Annotated in this window: 20 protein-coding genes; 6 read left to right on the top strand and 14 right to left on the bottom strand. The window is 39.8% G+C overall.

The window, feature by feature from the left end; all coding sequences use genetic code 11:
* Window positions 1–36: 36 nt before the first annotated feature.
* Both C1E24_RS00095 and C1E24_RS00090 read right to left on the bottom strand, forming a co-directional pair.
* On the bottom strand, window positions 37–1,755 hold the full coding sequence (locus C1E24_RS00095) for a hypothetical protein (RefSeq protein WP_138477616.1): 1,719 nt from the start codon (window positions 1,753–1,755) through the stop codon (window positions 37–39).
* Between the two features lie 22 nt (window positions 1,756–1,777).
* Complete coding sequence (locus C1E24_RS00090) at window positions 1,778–2,419, bottom strand: hypothetical protein (protein ID WP_138477614.1); 642 nt, start codon at window positions 2,417–2,419, stop codon at window positions 1,778–1,780.
* A 242-nt stretch (window positions 2,420–2,661) separates the two neighbouring features.
* On the opposite strand from C1E24_RS00090, the gene C1E24_RS00085 reads away from it, so the two are divergent.
* Complete coding sequence (locus C1E24_RS00085; RefSeq protein WP_138477612.1) at window positions 2,662–3,276, top strand: PKD domain-containing protein; 615 nt, start codon at window positions 2,662–2,664, stop codon at window positions 3,274–3,276.
* 145 nt (window positions 3,277–3,421) lie between these two features.
* Here C1E24_RS00085 and C1E24_RS00080 read toward each other — a convergent pair whose 3' ends face one another.
* Window positions 3,422–4,165 carry a substrate-binding periplasmic protein gene (locus C1E24_RS00080; RefSeq protein ID WP_171040705.1) on the bottom strand — a complete coding sequence of 248 codons (744 nt, stop codon included), beginning with the start codon at window positions 4,163–4,165 and terminating at the stop codon, window positions 3,422–3,424.
* A gap of 310 nt (window positions 4,166–4,475) precedes the next feature.
* Between C1E24_RS00080 and C1E24_RS21145 the strand changes: the two genes are divergently transcribed.
* Complete coding sequence (locus C1E24_RS21145) at window positions 4,476–4,598, top strand: hypothetical protein (RefSeq protein WP_276609808.1); 123 nt, start codon at window positions 4,476–4,478, stop codon at window positions 4,596–4,598.
* Window positions 4,595–4,825: a helix-turn-helix domain-containing protein gene (locus C1E24_RS00075; protein WP_138477608.1), complete on the top strand. Its 231-nt coding sequence runs from the start codon at window positions 4,595–4,597 to the stop codon at window positions 4,823–4,825. Before C1E24_RS21145 ends, C1E24_RS00075 begins: the two co-directional genes overlap by 4 nt.
* A 64-nt stretch (window positions 4,826–4,889) precedes the next feature.
* Here C1E24_RS00075 and C1E24_RS00070 read toward each other — a convergent pair whose 3' ends face one another.
* The 4 genes from C1E24_RS00070 to C1E24_RS00055 all read right to left on the bottom strand — a co-directional run bounded on the left by C1E24_RS00070 (window position 4,890) and on the right by C1E24_RS00055 (window position 9,080).
* A complete protein-coding gene (locus C1E24_RS00070; RefSeq protein ID WP_138477606.1) occupies window positions 4,890–5,108 on the bottom strand; it encodes a TIGR02450 family Trp-rich protein in 219 nt (72 codons plus the stop codon).
* An 81-nt stretch (window positions 5,109–5,189) separates the two neighbouring features.
* Window positions 5,190–5,972, bottom strand: coding sequence for a substrate-binding periplasmic protein (locus tag C1E24_RS00065; RefSeq protein WP_171040703.1), 783 nt, complete (start codon window positions 5,970–5,972; stop codon window positions 5,190–5,192).
* A gap of 63 nt (window positions 5,973–6,035) precedes the next feature.
* Window positions 6,036–7,232, bottom strand: a complete 1,197-nt coding sequence (locus tag C1E24_RS00060) for an alpha/beta hydrolase-fold protein (protein WP_431188308.1) — start codon at window positions 7,230–7,232, stop codon at window positions 6,036–6,038.
* 186 nt (window positions 7,233–7,418) lie between these two features.
* The gene (locus tag C1E24_RS00055; RefSeq protein WP_138477602.1) at window positions 7,419–9,080 is read right to left on the bottom strand and encodes an ABC transporter ATP-binding protein; all 1,662 of its coding nucleotides are present in this window, start codon (window positions 9,078–9,080) and stop codon (window positions 7,419–7,421) included.
* Window positions 9,081–9,203: 123 nt separating this feature from the next.
* On the opposite strand from C1E24_RS00055, the gene C1E24_RS00050 reads away from it, so the two are divergent.
* A complete protein-coding gene (locus C1E24_RS00050) occupies window positions 9,204–10,079 on the top strand; it encodes a TetR/AcrR family transcriptional regulator (protein WP_171040701.1) in 876 nt (291 codons plus the stop codon).
* Window positions 10,080–10,483: 404 nt separating this feature from the next.
* Here the strand turns inward: C1E24_RS00050 and C1E24_RS00045 are convergent, their stop codons facing one another.
* The 3 genes from C1E24_RS00045 to C1E24_RS00035 are packed head-to-tail and all read right to left on the bottom strand — an operon-like array spanning window position 10,484 to window position 13,199.
* Entirely contained in the window at window positions 10,484–11,674 is a 1,191-nt protein-coding gene (locus C1E24_RS00045; RefSeq protein ID WP_138477598.1) for a porin, read from the bottom strand.
* 17 nt (window positions 11,675–11,691) lie between these two features.
* Window positions 11,692–12,105: a phosphate ABC transporter substrate-binding protein gene (locus C1E24_RS00040; protein WP_138477596.1), complete on the bottom strand. Its 414-nt coding sequence runs from the start codon at window positions 12,103–12,105 to the stop codon at window positions 11,692–11,694.
* 14 nt (window positions 12,106–12,119) lie between these two features.
* On the bottom strand, window positions 12,120–13,199 hold the full coding sequence (locus tag C1E24_RS00035; RefSeq protein WP_138477594.1) for a porin: 1,080 nt from the start codon (window positions 13,197–13,199) through the stop codon (window positions 12,120–12,122).
* A gap of 157 nt (window positions 13,200–13,356) precedes the next feature.
* Between C1E24_RS00035 and C1E24_RS00030 the strand changes: the two genes are divergently transcribed.
* Window positions 13,357–14,970, top strand: coding sequence for a methyl-accepting chemotaxis protein (locus tag C1E24_RS00030; protein ID WP_138477592.1), 1,614 nt, complete (start codon window positions 13,357–13,359; stop codon window positions 14,968–14,970).
* 11 nt (window positions 14,971–14,981) lie between these two features.
* Here C1E24_RS00030 and C1E24_RS00025 read toward each other — a convergent pair whose 3' ends face one another.
* From C1E24_RS00025 to C1E24_RS00010, 4 genes are all read right to left on the bottom strand, one after another.
* Entirely contained in the window at window positions 14,982–15,449 is a 468-nt protein-coding gene (locus C1E24_RS00025) for a DUF6841 family protein (RefSeq protein WP_138477590.1), read from the bottom strand.
* 233 nt (window positions 15,450–15,682) lie between these two features.
* Entirely contained in the window at window positions 15,683–16,114 is a 432-nt protein-coding gene (locus C1E24_RS00020; protein WP_206078117.1) for a TraR/DksA C4-type zinc finger protein, read from the bottom strand.
* A gap of 123 nt (window positions 16,115–16,237) precedes the next feature.
* Window positions 16,238–17,215, bottom strand: a complete 978-nt coding sequence (locus C1E24_RS00015) for a DUF2971 domain-containing protein (protein ID WP_138477588.1) — start codon at window positions 17,213–17,215, stop codon at window positions 16,238–16,240.
* 460 nt (window positions 17,216–17,675) lie between these two features.
* Complete coding sequence (locus C1E24_RS00010; protein ID WP_138477586.1) at window positions 17,676–18,116, bottom strand: hypothetical protein; 441 nt, start codon at window positions 18,114–18,116, stop codon at window positions 17,676–17,678.
* A gap of 270 nt (window positions 18,117–18,386) precedes the next feature.
* Here C1E24_RS00010 and C1E24_RS00005 point away from each other — a divergent pair, with 270 nt between their 5' ends.
* Complete coding sequence (locus C1E24_RS00005; RefSeq protein ID WP_138477585.1) at window positions 18,387–19,385, top strand: sphingomyelin phosphodiesterase; 999 nt, start codon at window positions 18,387–18,389, stop codon at window positions 19,383–19,385.
* Window positions 19,386–19,451 lie beyond the last annotated feature (66 nt).

The following is a 19,451-nucleotide window of genomic DNA, read 5'->3' as shown; positions in this document are numbered from 1 at the left end:
TGGAAAGGCCAACCTAAGTTGGCCTAGCGATGGTGCTTATTGAGCAGAGAAAGTCAGGTACTTCTCTTTTGGAAGATAAGTCACTTTGGTTGACTCTTCTGTGTAGTAGCGGCTCTTATCACTATAAAAACGAGAGTAGTTTTTACGGTTATCTAGCGTGCCCACTACCCAACCAATTGCACAGCCGTAAGGGCCGAAGCTACAACCAATTTGTTGTGCGCCTTTAGACCAAGCTTGGTGCTCTGCATCATTAAGTGGTGCAGCTGAAATACGTGGATAAACACTATCTAGTACCCCAAATGCAATACGACGCATGATTGACTCACGTACTGTTTCTTCCATTTCTTCAGTCCAGTAACGTGATAGAGGTGGATCGATGAACTCAATCTTCAGATCTTGCGTGTTTTTAGCCCACTCGTAGAAGCTAGACTTGCGCTTTTTCCAGAATAGGAAACCGCTCGACTTGTTCGACGAAAACTGGCTTAAGATGTTGTGTGCTTTGTATTGTGCTTTATAGCCGAATGGTACTTCGATTAACCACTGTAAACGCAAACCTGTTTGCACATATGAATCAAACGAAGCCGCTAGTTGTGTGCCTGTAACACCTTCTTTCTTAAGAGGACAAGCACCAAACAGGTTCATTGCAAGGTTTGAACTAGCTGAACCAAAGCTACCATAAACCAATGCATCAACATCGTTAGGGTCGATGTTATTCATGTATGCACCTGGCTCTGTTGACTTATCTTCACCATCCATTGACTCATATAAGCTAGAGAAGCCTTTTGGGCGGAAGCTAATTAGCTTCTGTGCTGTATTCATAGTATGAATAGGCGTTAAATCTTTAAGTGAACCCATATTTGGATCAGCTGTATTAATGAAGTCCGGATTCATATTGGTGAAGAACTCAGCACCCACCAATGGCATTTGCTTCCAAGACGTGATCTGTGGAATATGTGCATTCTGAGCGCGAATACCGTCTACATAGCTGTCGTAATCTAGGGTATAAAGCATCTTAGCGTTTGCACCATAAATGCTTGCTAGATCAATGTAGTTGTACGTTGCACGGCTTTCAATGTTCATCGCATAGTCGTCATACTTAATGACGCGCTCTTCAAGCGCAACGATTTGCTCGTCTAAACGAACAATATCAGCTTTCAGACCATCGATTTTTGCCAATGCAACACGGTTATCGCTGCGGTAGCGATTATACTCAGTTCTTGCATCAGAGTAGGCTTGGACTGTATCACGTAGGTTTTGTTGACACTCTTCTCGTGTTAACAAACCATCTTGTAAACAGAACTTATAGTCGTCATAACGGCCGTTATACGCTAGTAGCGTCATTTCATAGCTGTTTTTAAGCTCTTCAAACACCCAATAGTCGATGTTGCCTTTCAGTTCTAACAAATCCGCGTTTGCTTGAATTTTCTCATCTATAAGTGGGTCAACCTGAAGCAACAATGCTTCAGACTTGTCACGCCACGTTTTTGAACGCGCTTGTGACTGATCGTAGGTTGCTTTCGCGTTATCTAAATTGCCACAAAACTCGGTACCTTGAGTTTCATGATAACCAGATAAAGTTACTTTGCCTGTATTTGGCGGCGCAACGTAAGCTGTTTTACAGTTTTGGCTGAATAAAATATCAGCACCACCTGATTGAATTGGGCTACTAAACTGACAATCATCACGTAGGCTAGGCATCGCCATTGCGGTGACAGGCACAGAAAGTACCGCCAAAGTTAAAAGCGTCTTTTTCACTGTTTTCATCCTTAGATAAGTTTTATTTTTGAGTGTTTTCCACTCGGTTTATGACGTGTAGAACATCTTGTTCTACGTTTACTGCTTCAACCCTTGGTTCAGCCAGCTCACGTTCTCTGGCTGTACGATTTTTCCGCTCTGCAATTGCTTGTTTTACGGTCTCTTTTACGAAAGCCATATCATCTGCAAATGCGTCAGGTCCGTAACGTTGCTCGAACTCTTGGTGAGCCTCTTGAGACTCAATTTCGATCAAACGTTCCGTAATCAGATTTAAGTGTGAAAAGGTGTTTCGAAGTGCTTCGACATCTTCACTTGTTAATTTATTGTTATTAACCAAATCGACCGCCTCGGCACTTTCCAAACGCTCTTTTAAGAACGCATACTCGTTTTCCAACTCACGTTTATCATGGAGTTGTTCGAGTGGCCTTATCGGCCATGAGAAAATACTTTCTGGCTCAGAAGGTTGTGATCTCACAATCGCTTCACTGGCCGTAGAGTCAGGTTTTATCAACAATGAAGAATCATCAAGAATATCAGGCATAGCTGTATCTTGAATAACTTCAGTAGACTTTTTATTGAGTTGTGGCTGTGCTTTCTCAGGCAAAAGCATAGCTAGCGCAACGGCCGCAATGAGCGCCGCTGACGTTCCTAAAATAACTTTCATAATCACCATTCCTTGAATCAAAAGTGAGCCTATGACAGATAACTGAGTAGACGCTCTATAAATATTATTATCGGTTTTGAGATCCATTCGCAACACTCAAAAAACAAAAAAGTTAACATTTAATTAAACTTTAATATTTGTATATACAGGCTCGAACTTGGTGTTTTATTGAAAACTTTGATATAAGATCTAATAGGTATTTCAGTAACGAAAAAATCATCTCTAAGGAAAAAGGAGAAATTATGCGCGCACTTTCGAGTACTGCTTTAGGGCTAATTTTATCACTCAGCACCCCCTCAGTTTTAAGTAACGAAATTACGGCTTACCAATGGGATTTCGGTGATGGTACAACGAGCTCAGAAGCCAACCCTAATCATGAATATCAACACCCTGGTTTTTATCAAGTCACACTGAAAGCTTTTGTTAATGACAAGCTGAGTTATAGCAAACAACACCTCGTTGATGCCGTATCACCCACTATTAAAAAATTCATAATTTTAGGCGAAAATACAGCCAAAGTAGGTGAAAATCTGTCATTTACAACAGAGCTAGAAACAACACAACCGTTACAACTGAGCTATATTTGGACCACTCAGGAAGGTAACGAACACAGTGGTAGTCGCTACTCATTTACAGCTGAAAAAACAGGGACATTTGAACTCTCTGTAAGTGGCTTTTTTAACGGTAGAAAGGTCACAACTGATACACTTTCTTATACAGTTTCAGTCGCAGATACAACCCCAACGCCAACCACACCCACAGATAAAACTAAGCAGTCAGATGGAGGGGGAGGATCGCTTTTCTGGGTGCTTCCAGCACTATTCATTACAGGGTTAAGGCGTAAGCTAAAAAGCTAAAAATTCTAAATATCAAAATAATTAAAAGGGCTAAAAAGCCCTTTTTTAGTGAAAAAAGCCTAAGTGAAAAAAATTCAAATTTGCCGAATATGACATGCTCATTACTTGAAATGTTTATTTTTTGTACTACCAAACTCCTCTAAACTTACTTTTTCAGGTAAGTCGAGTTGATTTTTGACTGTATTAATTCTTTATTTGAGCGTATTGCTTGATCAATTTTATGAAGCTGCTCAGGTTTAATATGAGCCTTACTAAACATGAACTTTAAGCCCTCAGAGTGAACCGCTTGAGGCAAAAGTTTTATCCCATCTAGCCCGAGGGTTTTTATATAATTCATACCCGTTATTCTTTCTTCAATAACATAATCTATTCGCTTTGATCTGAGCATACCAAAACGCTCTGATACAGTATTAGTATTCACTACACAGTCAGGGCAAAACGTTCTAAACGCTTCAAAGTCTCGGCCATATACGCTACCCCGACTCACTCCGAATAGATGTTTAATCGAAAAGTAGTCAACGTTTTTAGCTCCTAGTAAAGAAAACACCATCATTTCTTCTTCTCTATAAGAAACAGAAAAATGCGCATATTTAGAGCGTTCGTCCGTTTTTGTTGCTGCAAATAGCATATCCACGTTGCCAAGTTCTAACTCTTTTAAAGCTCGCTTTGAAGAAGGGTAACTCACATATTGCCAACAATAACCCGCTGTAGAAAAGACAGCTTCGACGATCTCAATATCTATACCTTGATAATCATTACCCTTCTTAAAAGAGAAAGGAGGCCAAGCATCGGCAACACTCACGCGAAATGTTTGCTCGCATGCAAAAGAAGCGGGCGAAAACAAAGCAATAAGCAAATAAAACACATTAACTTTTTTTGAAATCAACATTAAGGCTCTACATTGCAAGCCAACCATATTAAGAGCATAGTCAGCTTTATTTATAACCTCTATCTTAAAGACAATATCTCCTAGATAGGCACATACTGAGCACTTTATCCGCTAATTTGCATGCATTACAAGAACCAGCATCGAACTGAATAGATCGTTCAAAATAGTGCAAACTCACCTTACCCCTCACAAAAATAGTGCACCAGCTCTTTATGAGAAAACAACAAGCCATTTAAAATCAACAACTTGAAACTGTGGCATAACTCTTTCTATACATTAGGAGCAAAGCAGTTATTACAGGGGTTTTCATATGCACAACTTGATTCAAACCATGCGGTTAATTTGGCACCTAGATTGGTACGCAAATATGAGTATTTGGCCTATCCATGAAGAGAAGCAAGTAAATAGAAACACCAAGGAGCAAGCAAAATGAGTAAACAAATAGACTTACACGAAGCCATGCTAAGCGTGATGATCGGCGAATCGAGCCTTTCACAAGCCGCCGACAAATATCAAGTCTCAAAGCGCAGCCTATACAGTGCACTACGTTTTGCCAAGCAAGCCCCTGAACAGCGACAACAACACCTGCAGCGAGTCAGAGAACAGTTAATGGCAAATATTGCCAACATAGATTCTCGGCTCGCCCAGCAAACTGCCTAACCCTAACTCCTCCAAACGTTAGGTAAAATAGCGAGTCGACGATTACTCGCTATTTTTCTCTCACTCATTTCCAACCCATTTTCCACACTTTTGGATTTTTTAGATCGCGCCAGTTAATTTCTATTTCGCGCTTGGTCATTACCGCTTCGATGATGCATTCAATCACGCGACCTTCTTCATCAAACTCAACACTTGTCACCATAAAATGCTTTTCTTTTGATTGCGGGTGAACGGCGGTCCATTTACTGTTTAATAGTTTGCGCGGGGTTAGCATGTGTTGCATAAGTTTAAGGTGTGCTTTTCTAGAATATGAGTGTGTTTACGCTTTAAATAGCCAAACTGATCAGCCTGAGACGATAAGGCCTTAATATCCTGCCATAAGCTGGCGCTCCGACGCTTCAAACTGTTTTTGCAATTTGGCCCTTGCTTGCTCCACTTTAGGATCTTGCAACGCTTTACGCAGTGCCTCCTCTATGTGTTCATCTGAGTCAAGTGTTAGAGCAAACGACAAGCCTTGGCTAGCAAATCCCGTATCGTCAAATTTAGCCAAACGCTGTAGCTCACTCATATTATGACCAAGCGACTCCAATTTCCCTGATACAGCAAATACAGTGCCGACAAAGCGATCGACACGCCCTTTCAATAATGCATGCAATGCTTGAGCAGAGTTGAGAGATTTGTGTACATTATCTTCACCGAAATGGTGTCTAATACTCATCATTTTATGGGCGTTTCGCTCAACAGCAACCTGTAATGGCCTACCCTCTGGGTCAACTCGTCCTTTAACTTTCCAGATATACTGCTGCCCGGTGTAAACCTGCGTTAACCAGATAAAGTTTGGTACTCGCTGTGGTGTTTTAGAAATAGAGAGAATAAGAATGTTTGGGTGGTAAGCATCTCTTTCCATAATACGAGCCCATGGCTTACCATTAAATTCAGCTCTGAAGTCTGCATTTTCTTTTGCGACAGCAATTAATAGCTCTGCAAAGTCAATTATGGGGCCCTGACCTTTATTGTGTTCATCAATGGTTTGAAATGGCGGGTTATGTTCAAACACCACCGATAAGCGAGGACTCTCAGCCAATGCCGAGCAAGCAATTAAACAGCAATAAAAGAACAGACACAATTTCATTATTTGCTTGCTCAAACTTCTCATCCTTTGAGTATAACCAGCAATCGTCATTTTGCTTTGTAACGACCGCCTTGAATGCTAAAGGTTAGCCGCAGCTTTAAGCCGAGTTTGTGTATTCATAAGCATGTCGTAATAAGGGTATGACTTATCAGCAAGCTTCACGGCCTTCTCTAAAAACTCGAACGCTTTTTTATTATCTTCTTTTTGCTCATAACCATAAGACAACCCCCACCAAGCATCGACAGAGTTGGGGTGCAGCTTAGTATTATGGGCGAATACCTGAATAGCTTTATCGTAATTGCGCATGCCAATTAGGTGATAGCCTAACTGCCTAACTGCATTATCTGGTGGTGTGATCTGCTCACCCCATTGCTCAGAGAGCTTCTTGTAATACGCATCAATAGAAGCCATGTCGTAAGTTAGCTTCTTCAACGGCATTTGCTTAGCCATAAATAGATTATGGTAAGCATTAAACGCCCCTGCCGCAGACGTTAGATTGTGAGATACACCATCAAACGCATCACTCACGTAAGACAATTTGAAAGGTTTATTGTCTTTAATAAACTGCTGCAAATCGTCATAACGCTCACGCATTACACCCGCTTCCTCACCAATATTCATATAAAGATAAGTATCGAGGGTTTTGTTTTTCTTTAAAAACGCTTTTGTGCGATTAACGGCAGCGCCATAATTCCACCAAACCGCTGGGCTGTAAGCTAAATGTGCTTGGAAGAGGGTTGGTTTTTCGGTCATCGCATACAGTGCAAATACCCCTGCAGCCGATGCACCACCAATAATTTTATAATCATGGGTGCGATACTTTTCGTCGATAAGCGGGATAAGCTCCTTTTCAAAAAAGTCTAAAAACTTTTTACTTCCTCCCCCTAACCCAACAGGACCTTGTGGCTCTTCATTCACGGTCGGAAATAGATCTCTCATTCTGTCGGTATTTTCTATTGCCACTATGATGGCTTCTGGAGCGGCATTGTCGTTTTGTAAACGCTCAAGCACTGAGGTGATCAATGGCAAATTACCCGCCCCATCTAAACGGTAAATGACCGGATAGGCTTTATCAGGCTCAACTTTATAACTCTTTGGTAGTTGAACAACGACTGTGCGTTCTTCGTTTAAAATGTTCGATTTAAATACATGAGTAAACTGAGTGTAATCAGCTCGTTCTTCGGTTGCCGAAGTTTGAGAAAGCGCCAGCGGAGAAACGACAATTGAAGACAAGGCTAAACTAAGAGAAAGCGCCAAAGGTTTAAGTAAATGCACGACTAATCCTTTAAAAATAAAGTGGTTACTCGTTCAACATATCAACACTTGGGGTACAAAAGAAAGTAAAAAATCCCTAACTAATAAAAATAGCCGAGCTAACCTTAAATAAATAAAAAAACAAAAAGCGGCCTGAATAACACTATCCACACCGCTTTTCACATCTAAATTAACTTGTATATGAACTTAAGCTGCAGTCTTTACAATCGCGCCCTCTGCAATATGTACATGATCGTCGTCTTGCTGTAGAAAAGCATTGTTATGGCTGATCATAATGACACGTCGCTCCTTTGCGATAGCTCTTATCAAAGTCATCATTTCTGTACTATTGTGTTTGTCTAAGGCCGATGTTGGTTCATCCATCAATAACACTTTGGCATTGCGCAATAGCGCACGGGCGATAGCAAATCGCTGCTTTTCACCTCCAGAGAAAATCTGCGCACGCTCGCTCACGGCCTGTTCGAGATCTTTACCAATCTTTTCATACCATTGCGATAACCCAACTTGCCCAAGCGCTTGTTCAATTGCATCATCACTCGGTTGCTCAGACAAACCTAATAGCAGGTTTTCTTTAATGCTGGTATTTAATAATTTCGGCTCTTGATCGACCCACGCAATTGCTTGTCTCAAAGAATATAAATCAATGTCATCTAAACGTTTGCCATCAATGAATATCGCTGACTTTGTATCATCATAAAAACCAAGCAATTGCGACATCAAGGTGCTTTTTCCTGAGCCACTTTCACCGGTTACTATTGATAAACCCGGCCCATCAAATTGATAGCTAACATTATTTAGAATCACTTTCTCATCGCGCTCAAAATTCAGTGCTTGTATTTGAATTTCACTCGCACTGCTGACGTTTTCACCTTGCTGAAGCTGCTCCTGCGCTAACTGTTCGATGTCTTGCAATCGAGTTGCCGTACCCGCAGCTTTGAATAAATTACTGAAGAATGCACCCAGTGCCACAAGCGGAAAAGTTAAACCAAATAAGTACATTAAAAATGCGGTAACTGTGCCTAAAGTCATGCTACCTTGCTGCATCCAATAACTCGAAAAGCCTAAAATCGCGACCATGCTCATCATCAGCACCAAGTTAATGGTCGGGCTGATCATTGCCATGATTTTAGCTCCTCGAACTTCGTGCTCCATACAGGTTTCTAGTAATGCTTTTGATTCTTGATGCAAAGGGCTTTGCGCATTATGAGATTTGATCAGAGTGTGATGACGCATCCACTCAGTTAACGTACTCAGGAGCTTTGCTTGAGCAGCTTGAATGGCTTTACCAATACCACTCATCATCAGAGATAAAGGCAAAATAATTAAAAAGCCGACTAATACACAGGCCAATAAAACCAGAGTTAAACGCCAGTCGAGATAAAACATCATAGCGACAACCGCCACAAGTGATACAGCACCCGCAAATAAACTAATAAAATCAGTCGCCAGCACCGTTTTAACTTCTAAGGTATCGTTAACAACGCGTGTTGCGTATTCAGCACTGTGTTTATCTGACGCTGCTTCAACTTTACTAAACAATAACTTACCAATAAGACTATAGCGCAAGCTGGTGCATATACGCTCACCTGTTTTGGCGCCATACCATGTCAAAATCCCTTCAAACACAGCACTAATCAGCACAATACCCAGAAGTGTCATTAATACCGACATCGCAACGCCATCGACTGAGATAGAGTCGACTAAGTTTTTCGAAAACCATGGGATCAATAACTCGAGCACCGTTGTAACGACAACCAACACTGACAACACTGCAAATTGCATCTTGCTTGGCTTATGCGGCTTTAAAATCTGCCATAAGTTTTTTAACTCACCACCACTTTGACTCATTACTTCTCTCCTGAAACGAAATCATGGTCAAAATATAAATGACCAACCAGTCATTTTCAAGTGACTAATTGTTATATTTATAATCATGTGTGAGAATACGGTGAGTTCTTTGAGGAAATTACTGTGTCAAAACGCGATTTAATTTTATCGACAGCTAAAACCTTATTTATTGAAAATGGTTTTAGAGCAACCACCATTGCCAAGATTGCAGAGCATGCAAATATTGCGAAAGGTTCTATTTATTCTTACTTTTCAAGCAAAAACGATATTGTTAAAGCATTATTGCTGCAAACAGACGAAATGCGTCAAAACATAATTGATGCGTTGCTCAACTCGACACATAAAGATAATGACAACCTGATCAAACGCTATATTGAACTAGAGCTAGGGGAAGTCGTAAAAGAACGCGATTTTTTAAAAGCGATTTTAAACAGCGATGAAATGACGCTAAATGAAGAGCTCATTGAAATGTTGCAGCAATTACGTGTGAACTATCACATGACGCAGCAAAAAATTATTTTGCAAAGCTTTGGCCAACCCATTGAGCCGCATTTGCTTGATGTAACAACCATGTTGAATGCGTTATTACAAGAATACACCATCTTTTTAGCACTCGACGAAGCCAAGTTTTCACTAAACCATTGTGCAAAATACATTCAACTTAATATCAAAAGCATCGCCAACAATCTAATTGACCAGTCGGTCACTCCTTTTTTGACTAAAGAGAACTTTCCGATGCCATTGCCATCGCATAGTAAGTTTATGCAGCAGCAAGCAATTAAAGATTTACTCGAAGAGATCAAACAGTTTGCACAAAGCCAAGATAATGCAATTGAAGAAGAAATTTACAACACGCTCGGTTTATTAGAACAAGAACTAGAGCAAAGCTCAGCAAACAAAACACTACAACGCGCACTCCTAGCGAACCTGCGCCAGTTTAATGCACTCAATAAACAACTTGATGCACTCGCGCCATTGCTTGACCTACAACTTGGTTAAACTACTAATATTCAAGCTAAATTAATTAACAGTGCCAGAGTTAGCTGCCTATTAGCAGCTAACTTACATTCAGGTACTCTATTCTTTTATTGACAAACTGCATCTATTTAACTTCCTTAGAAGAGTGCACAGCGGATCAAGTAGATAATCCAATCGGTTAAATACATGGTGAGCTTTTTTACAGACAACTTTGCTTTAACCACTAAAAACAGTTTATATAGCCATCAATATAATTATGAACCTACACCATAGCCTAGATTTAACCATTAAATTTCGGTCAAAAAACAAAAAGCCGAGTTAACAAACAACTCGGCTTTTATACACTAAAAATTACACCGTCTGGTTACTTAAGCTTTTAGAGCTATCACCTCAACAATTACTTACCATTGATAAAACAACTCCGTTTAAAAAACTAAATCAACCCCAAAAATAAGCAAACCAGTATTAACCCCTGTTATATCATCCTCTAACTTAGTTAGTTGTGCTTTGAAAGTAGCCGAAGTATGAAAGTCATACTTAAAAGCAAAAGAGTAAGTATCTGAACTGGCTCGCTGAGAAGCCAGTGCCGAATTTGTTAAATCCTGAAGATAAATGGCTGGCTCAGAATTTGGCACTACAACAGGTATTTCAATACCATTGGGACCAGTAATAGCTCTAGGAACTTGATTAAACTGATCCCGACTATTTTCGTCATCATTATTTTCATATGTCAGACTCAATGTAACTGAGTCAAACTGATACCCTAATGAAATATAGTACTGCTGTTGTTTGGCGAAAATACTATTGTCTATTTCAAACTCAGTATATTCCGCATCAAGCAAGATATTTTCGTAATTGATCCCGATACCTACAGCCGCAAAATATGAGTCATCTTCCATAACTTCAATATTATTGCTCTGCCCAGTTAGACCATAAGCTTGCAAGCCCCCTATTAATGCACTGAGTTCAGCACTCCCACTCAAATCAATCGTCGTCTCAGTGACTAAATAAGCCAACCTAGCCGTAAACCAATCATTTGATAAAGACCAGTTAACCCCAAAAGTATCTTTTAACTGCCCTTTATCTGAGTCTGTTATCGCACTAAATTCAGTATCCACAGCACCATATATTAATTGTAAGCTGCTGTCCCATTCAGATAGGTAACTTGTATATAAATAGCTAACACCTTCATAGGTTGAAAAATTGAGGTTGTAAACTGACTGAGGTGGCTTTGCCCATCTATACGCATAACCAACATCCAAAAAATCCGAATATCGATAAAATGGGATCCTCATTTTACCAGTGCTGATTTGAGCGTTATCAGAGATACTGTAAGTTAAATACGCCCATTCAAATTCAGCATTAAAGTCATTGTTACCACGCGCTAATATTTGTGCAGTAGCAGATAATCCTTCAGATAAATCTGAGCTCAATTGAACCGCAAACAAACTTCCATTCTGCCAGTCAATGTCATCACTATACCCATATATTGATTCATCATTATCAAGCGTTTTACCACCATAAATTGACGCAAAGCCATTAATTCTTACCTCAGCTTGAGAAAAGAATGGTATAAATATCATACAAGTTAATAAACTTAAGTAGACCTTTTTCATAAGATGTATCCTTGTGTTTAAAAGGATTGAATGACTTTCACGCTACCATCTGCACTTCCCTGTTTTACAAAACCAATGAGGTTAGGATTGTTAGCGACTAGACTTAAAACTTCCGCATCACTGCTCGCTTCTTTTGGGGGCGTACCTTTACCAGTAAAAACTAACTTTGACCAATAAGCTTTTAGCTGGCTAGAGGACTTTTTAAGTACCTTTTCATTAAACTCAGAAGTCACTGCACTACTATCACCCTGTGTAAGTGGCAGCGCTTTAGAACCATCTGCAAACGATTTAGCCTTACCAGTGAATATTTTCTTTATTGTGTTAGCGTCAATTGCATTAGCATTTGAAGGGTGGACTATTACGTCTACTCCGGCATTGGCAGCGAAAGAAGAGACGAGTAATAATGCCATTAAAACAATCAGGTTTTTCATTTTTAAAGTCCTCATTAAAACACCATATCAATACCGATTGTGATAGCTTTACTATCACCTGCTACTGCTAGAGAAGTCGAATTATCTTCTACTTCGTCATATTGAATTTTAAATGCTGCACTAGCGTGAAAGTCCCATCTCAAGCCGACAGACGTTGTGTTGTGATCTTCACCATCATCACCATCTTTTTGTTCAAATGCAGAGTAGGAAATAAAAGGAGTCAATGAATCAAATCTATAGCCTAGTGTTAACATCACTGTATCTAGATTGCCATCTAGATCTAAGCGATTCAGCTCACTTAATACAAATAAGTCACCAAAATCTGCGTTGGCTGCAAAACCGTAAAAGGTACCATCACGTTCATCTTTGCCATTCCAAAGTGCAGGCTCTCCAGAACGAAAACGCTGGTTGGTATAAGTCATAACTGTCGCTCTCAACTCTAACCAATCATTACTACCTTGAAGCACTCCCCCTAGTATATCTTTCCAGATTTCTCTTGTTGGTTCTTGAAAAAAGAAATCCGATAACAGCTTGTTTTCTTTATCATCTTCTCGGCCATAATAAATATTGCCTGTCAAAGACCAGTCTCCAATATCACCACTGTATAAAACGTTGACTCCGTTATAGTTAAAGATTTGCCAGGTATAATTATCAGCAGGCGCTCTCATCCAAATATAGGCATAACCAACATCATAGAAATCTGAGTAATAAAAAAGAGGTAAGCGTTTCTTCCCGGCCTGAATTGTCCATGTATCGTTGATTTCGTAGGAAAGGTAGGCCCACTCAAATTTGGTCTCAAAGTCATTTGCCCCCCGAGATACAATTTGCGCAGTGGCACTTAACCCTTCTCCCAAATCGGCCTTAACTTGAAGACCGAATAATGATTCGGGTTTAAACGAAACATCTTCGTTATAAACGCTAACTATGGGGTAATCAGCTAAAAAGGTTGCCTCATTAATTCCATAATGGGGGACACCTGAGCCACTGAGTACTTTACCCGCATTGATACTTGTGAAGCCTGATATATGTACTTCTGAATAACTCGGCAGAGCACTAAAACACAATGCACAACCTAATATTACTTTTCTATACATTGTTAAATCCTAATTTACGTGAATTGCATTAATTGCAAAATAAGTATAGTGAAATATAGAGAAAATCTAGATTTATCGAAAAAATAGGCAACAATTAAGAAAGAGACATTTAACAATTGCATTCAAAATGAATTCAGTAGAAGGAATCAGATTGGCAATGAATAATCTCAGCAACTTAAGTATTAATAAAAAAATACACCTCATTACTGTTTTAACAATCGTGTTACTCATTGCTATCTTAATGATCAGCAGAAACACCATGGTTGATAATGAAAAGTCAATCAATGAAATAGCTAATGTCAGCTACGAAGTCGTCAAATATGCGACTGCTAACAAGTATTTAGTGCAAAACTTGGATGAGCTTTACACCCAATCTGTGACATTTGGCGATGAAGAACTCATAACCAAAGCACAAGAAACAAGCGACCAAATAGAGCAGAACTTAAAAAAGCTTTCCATACTATCGCCTCAGGGTAATAGCTCCGAAAATGTAAGTTTATTAAATGAGTACAACTTAATAGCTAAAGAAATAGCAGAGGGAATGATTAATGACACAATAGACTTTTCTAAAATCCAGCAAAAAGCACAATCAAAAACGGCGAAATATGAGGAGTTAGTTAGCCACTTTGAAGACTTTCAGGCTAAGTCCGATCAAAGATTTCAACTTCTTATAAACGATACTTTAGAGCGTTCGAGCGTTTCTATTCGATTTACACTTGGTATTATTGCCGTGGCGATTATCCTTTCAACACTACTGGCAATTTACATTGCTCAAGCCATAAGCCAATCAGCAAAAGAAGTTGCTAATTCATTAAAACAGCTCGCAAATGGTGGCGGCAGTTTAAGTAGCACCCTTAAAGTACGCGGCAATGACGAAATAGGCCAAGTCTCTCATTACTTCAATGGGTTTATTGCCCTTCTCAAAGGTTCGGTAGAGAATGTCGTATCTGTTGTAGAGCCATTAATCACAAGCTCCAATCGATTAGTGCAAGGAATGGAGCAGGCAGAAAGTGCAACCAATAAACAATCACAAGATGCTGAAGTTGTTCGTCAATCAATGGAAGAAATGAAGCTAAGTGTAGGTGAAATATCTAACTCAGCTGCGACTGCAGCTGAAGCAGCTACCAGAGCAGAAAAAGAAGTTGAGATTAGTGCAAAACAAATCGATAGTTCTGTAGAGCAATCAAATATGCTGAGAGATGAGATAGAGTCAGCTTCAGCAACCATAGATCAATTAGCCAACGATACTCAGAATGTGGAACAGATCCTCAATGTGATTACATCAATTGCGGAACAAACCAACTTACTTGCATTAAATGCGGCTATTGAAGCTGCTAGAGCAGGAGAGCAAGGAAGGGGGTTCGCAGTTGTTGCAGATGAAGTACGAGAACTCGCTTCAAGAACAGCAAAGTCCACAAGCGAGATCAGAGATCTACTAAATACTTTAACTGCTGCGGCAAATGAGTCTGTCATTGCGATGAATACTGCGATGGAAAAAGCTAGGCAAAACTCAGAAAATGCCGAAAAAACGGGTGATTCAGTTCGAAAGATTTCAGAGCAAATTCTAGCTATAAATGGAATGAATGCGCAAATTGCCACAGCAACTGAAGAGCAAACATCTGTTGCTTCTATCGTTGTTGATAATGTTTCAAATATGCATGCGTCATTTCAGTCCACTCTCGACTCTCTCGAAGAGGTTCGCCATGTTGCAACAAACTTACATGGATTGTCAGACAAACTTAAAAATGCAACCGGACAATTTAATCTGTGATCCAGGTTAGGCTAAAGAAATAAAACAGTGCAAAACATTAATGTTTTGCACTTTCCTGTACAGCAGGCAATCTGCTCTAACTTTCCATCTTCACTCGCTACTATTGAATTAAATACAAAGGCATTATCAACTGGGTGTACCGAAAATGCAGCAATACGCCACCCTTTATCGTGTTTTGACAAGGTATAACTCGCGCCCACTCTATCGACCACTTCACCTTGTTTGTTGTACCGAATCGCCACATTGCTGGCAAGGGCCATATTGTTACTTAATAAGTGAATGTCGACTTTTTGCCAGTTCACTTTGCTTACACCGCGCTTTTTCAGTGAGTCTAAAAACACTTCAATTTGGCTATACAACTGCGCCTCCGTAACCACATTTGGTACCCGCTTATCAGACACTAGCATCACCTGCGGATGGTACAAACCCGGTGCATGTTGTAACTCCCCAGTCTGAATATAGTGGTTATATTTCGCCATATAATTGGCAAACAACTACTCAATTTCAGCTTCGTTTTGCGTTTGATATGCACTCACACTCGACACAAAAAACAAAGCCTAAACACTGATATAAATAATAAATAAGTAGCGCATTTTAAATTTTCTTCTTGTTGCAAACACTTTGATGTTAGCAAAGGAAGTTCGGGTCGTCGTGAAGAGGTTTTAAGAATTCGCGGTGCAAAATTGCACCACGGCATCGTTATAAGGCTACTTTAATCTTTCTGTAAGTGCTCTTTCATTTCCATCACTGATTTAACATCAATGCTGTATTCAGCAGTTGGTCTCGCCAATAAACGGGGAATGCCAATTGGCTCACCAGACTCAAGACAAAAACCATAAGTTTCATGACGAATACGCTCAAGCGATTGTTGGATCTTAGGCAACAAGCGCTGCTCACGCTCGACAATACGAATTAATAAACTAGATTGCTCTTCCCAAGCCGCTTTATCTAGCGGATCTGTAGTATCAGGTTTATTCAGCATTTGCTCTTTCGCTTCTCGAATACGCTCGCGCGTCGTATCGTGAAGCTCTACTAACTTCAGTCTAAAAAACGCCAGCTGCTCGTCATTCATATACTCATCTTCTGGCGCATTAATAATTTTTTGTTCCATCTCAGCAAGAGACACTGCACTCATTGTTTCCATAAACTTCACCACGACTGTTAAATCAACACGACACTTTAAATTGTTATAACATAACAAATGTAGCAGGTTTTAGTTTTTGAGATAGCAAAAGGTTAATTTATATTATTTTGCTTTCGGGAGTTGTTACAAACTAGTTCTTAATGTCGCCTTACTTGCTACAACCTCTGGACAATTTTCTCCTAATTCCTTTTGAAGGAATAACTCACAACTTTTAATTTTCAAATCTATGTGAGAGTCAGAACGAATAATAACTTTCTTAATTTTAGTTGGATCAATGGGTATTGGCTGATAAGGTATGAAAGTTCCATTGTTAGAATATCTGAATTCAATTCCTGGCAATGCTTTATCAGATAAGATATTAATTCCTCTATCTGGCAATTTAAGAGAAACTAACCTACTTTCTAGTTCTCCTTTGAAAGCTTCTGGTTTATAAAGAGCCAATAATTTATTGATCACTTTCGTCATTTCGAGCCTGATACTTTCAATTTCTTTCTCATAAACTTTTTTACTCTCACCCTCAGTAAACTTATTTAATGTCCTATATTCATGGAAAATAGATTCACTAATCTTTTCTGCCATTATTTGGAGTGACTCTTGGTAACTTTCAATATATTCAATGCTTTGCAGTGTCATTTCAGTATCTTTAAAAGCCAAGCTCTCAATATAGGACTCTTCAAAAACTAAACAATAACCTGTACTTTCTGGTGTATAAGTCATCCAGTGATAATTACTGTCAATACCACTTGAGTTTGTAAATGAAGTTACAAAAACAAATTCGCTAATATTATCTTTCAGCTCTTTAATTATTCTGTTAGACCGTGTTATTAGCTCAGCTCTAGCTTGTCGAGGAATATCATTAGCCAAGGATTGTAACTGCCCCTCAGCTAATAGCTCTTGCTTGAAGAGAGTTACTAAATCACTTTCTACCCTCGAATGAAGCTCTGCATTTTTTTCTTCAAAAATATAGCTAAAAGCTCCTTTTAATTCACTTGCATCATTCAAGTAATATGGATGAGTAGCCCAGATTTGCTTGTTTTTTACAATGCCAGCCAATCCTTCAATTGAAGTGTAGTGGCATAATAAACGACTGGTTTTATTCAATTTTCTAATCCTTCCAAACTATTATTGGTGTATACGCATACTAATGACTACTTATTACTCTAACAAGCACAAAACCCTTCTTTCAGGCACCACCAGTTCCCTTTCGATCTCACCCGAAAAGTATGCATTGATGAGTAATGTCAGCGCATGGATGCGCTACAAGGTGAGCTAGGCCATGGATGGCCTATTCTCACCGTTTACGTTCATATCAATGCATACTTTGAGGAATCAGTGAGATAGAAGGGCGCCGTGGGGTTCCAAGGGGCGGTCGGCGGCAGCCGCCCCTTGGTTGCCGTCGCCAACGCGACAAAATGCAAAATTGAAAAACTAACTTGAACATTACGCTTAAGCAAAATCAGACTCACACCAATCTCAGCAGCAACTTTGAATGTCCACTAAAAACCGGAGACATCCAAAAATAACACGACATTTTAGTTATCCGATGCAGGCCCTTGAACCCTTAACGCATTAACTCGGCAATGATACCCGGTTCAGAAATTCCGGCCTCTTTCATTGCTTCTTGTAACCCTTTAATGGCATCGTGACGGGCAAACTCGAGGCTATTAATCTGGTTCTGATGCATATCTAATGCATCGCGCTTGCTTTCATCATCGGGATAGTCGACCTCTTTAGCCTTAGCGAGTGCTTCTTCAGCAGCTTCAATCATTTCGATCAATCGCTCAATGGCTTCGATCATTTGTTTTATGTGTGGCGGGAGCTTATCTTTAGGGTCTTCAGGTTCTTCTTGCAGTTTTTTTCGACCTTCCATTGAAATATGGATCGACTCATCTTGGCTATCTGCGGCCTCTTCCGTTTTTTCAACTTGTTCAGTTTGAACATCCTTGTCCTTTGCGTTGGTAGGCGCATTAAGATGAATTGGCATTGCGTTGCCGATACGCATGGGCTTTCCTTAATTCGAGAGAGTTGTTTCTATTTATCGGCCGCGCAGACGATTTCATAAATCAAACCGCACTTTCATGTAAGCATTTTTAAACCAGCAACATAACCACAAAAAAAGCTTCATAAAAAAGGCACTTTAACGCAATTAAACCGACATTCTTTAACACTACTTTAGCGCTGAAGTTTTTGCTCTATTTGAGTATTCACTTTAGCAATTGGACTGTGCTGACGTCAGGGAGGACTTAAACAACCGAAATTGTCGGAGAACAAAATGAAATTACTGCGTGTCTTTGTGTGTGCTTTAGCTTTACTCAGCGCACACAGCAAAGCCGATACACTTAAAGTGATGGCTTATAATATTATGCAATTGAACGTGCAAGATTGGGATCAAGCAAATCGTGCAGAGCGTTTACCAAATGTCATCTCTCAATTAAACGACAGTCCTGATGTTATTCTTACCAGTGAAGCGTTTAGCAAAGAATCCGAAGCTGCGTTAGCGCAACTCGCTCAACTTTACCCTTATCAAACTCCCAATGTTGGCCAAGACTGTAGCGGTACTGGTTGGCAAAGCTTAACGGGTAACTGCTCAAATAGCCCCTTTGTGATCCGCGGTGGGGTGGTAATTTTATCTAAGTACCCCATCATTACGCAAAAAGCCCATGTGTTTAATAACAGCCTGACTGATAGTTGGGACTATTTAGCAAACAAAGGGTTCGCTTATGTTGAAATAGAAAAACATGGCAAACGTTATCACCTTATTGGCACACATTTACAAGCAACGCATGATGGCGACACAGAAGCTGAACATATTGTGAGAATGGGTCAATTACAAGAAATACAAGACTTCATTCAGAGCGAGCAAATTCCCACTTCTGAGCCGGTCATTATCGGTGGTGATATGAACGTAGAGTGGAGCAAGCAATCTGAAATTACAGATATGCTCGAAGTGGTTCGCAGCCGTCTTATTTTCAACACACCTGAAGTTGGCTCTTACTCTGCAAAACACAACTGGTTTACCAAAGCTAACGCCTACTATTTCGACTACAGCTTAGAATATAACGACACGCTCGATTATGTACTTTGGCATGCAGATCATAAGCAACCTACCAATACCCCAGAAATGTTAGTACGTTACCCCAAAACTGAGCGTGACTTTTATTGGCGTTACCTTCGCGGAAATTGGAACCTACCCTCAGGTCGTTACTATCATGATGGTTACTATAACGAGCTATCTGATCACTACCCTGTTCAAGTTAACTTTGAATTTTAATTTAATAATAACGGGAAGCCCTCAATGGCTTCCTTGTTTGTCCACTTGTTCTGCGCAACTAAATCA

Source organism: Pseudoalteromonas phenolica, from assembly GCF_005876835.1.
GTDB lineage: Bacteria > Pseudomonadota > Gammaproteobacteria > Enterobacterales > Alteromonadaceae > Pseudoalteromonas > Pseudoalteromonas phenolica_B.
This window is presented reverse-complemented; position numbering and strand designations above follow the sequence as displayed.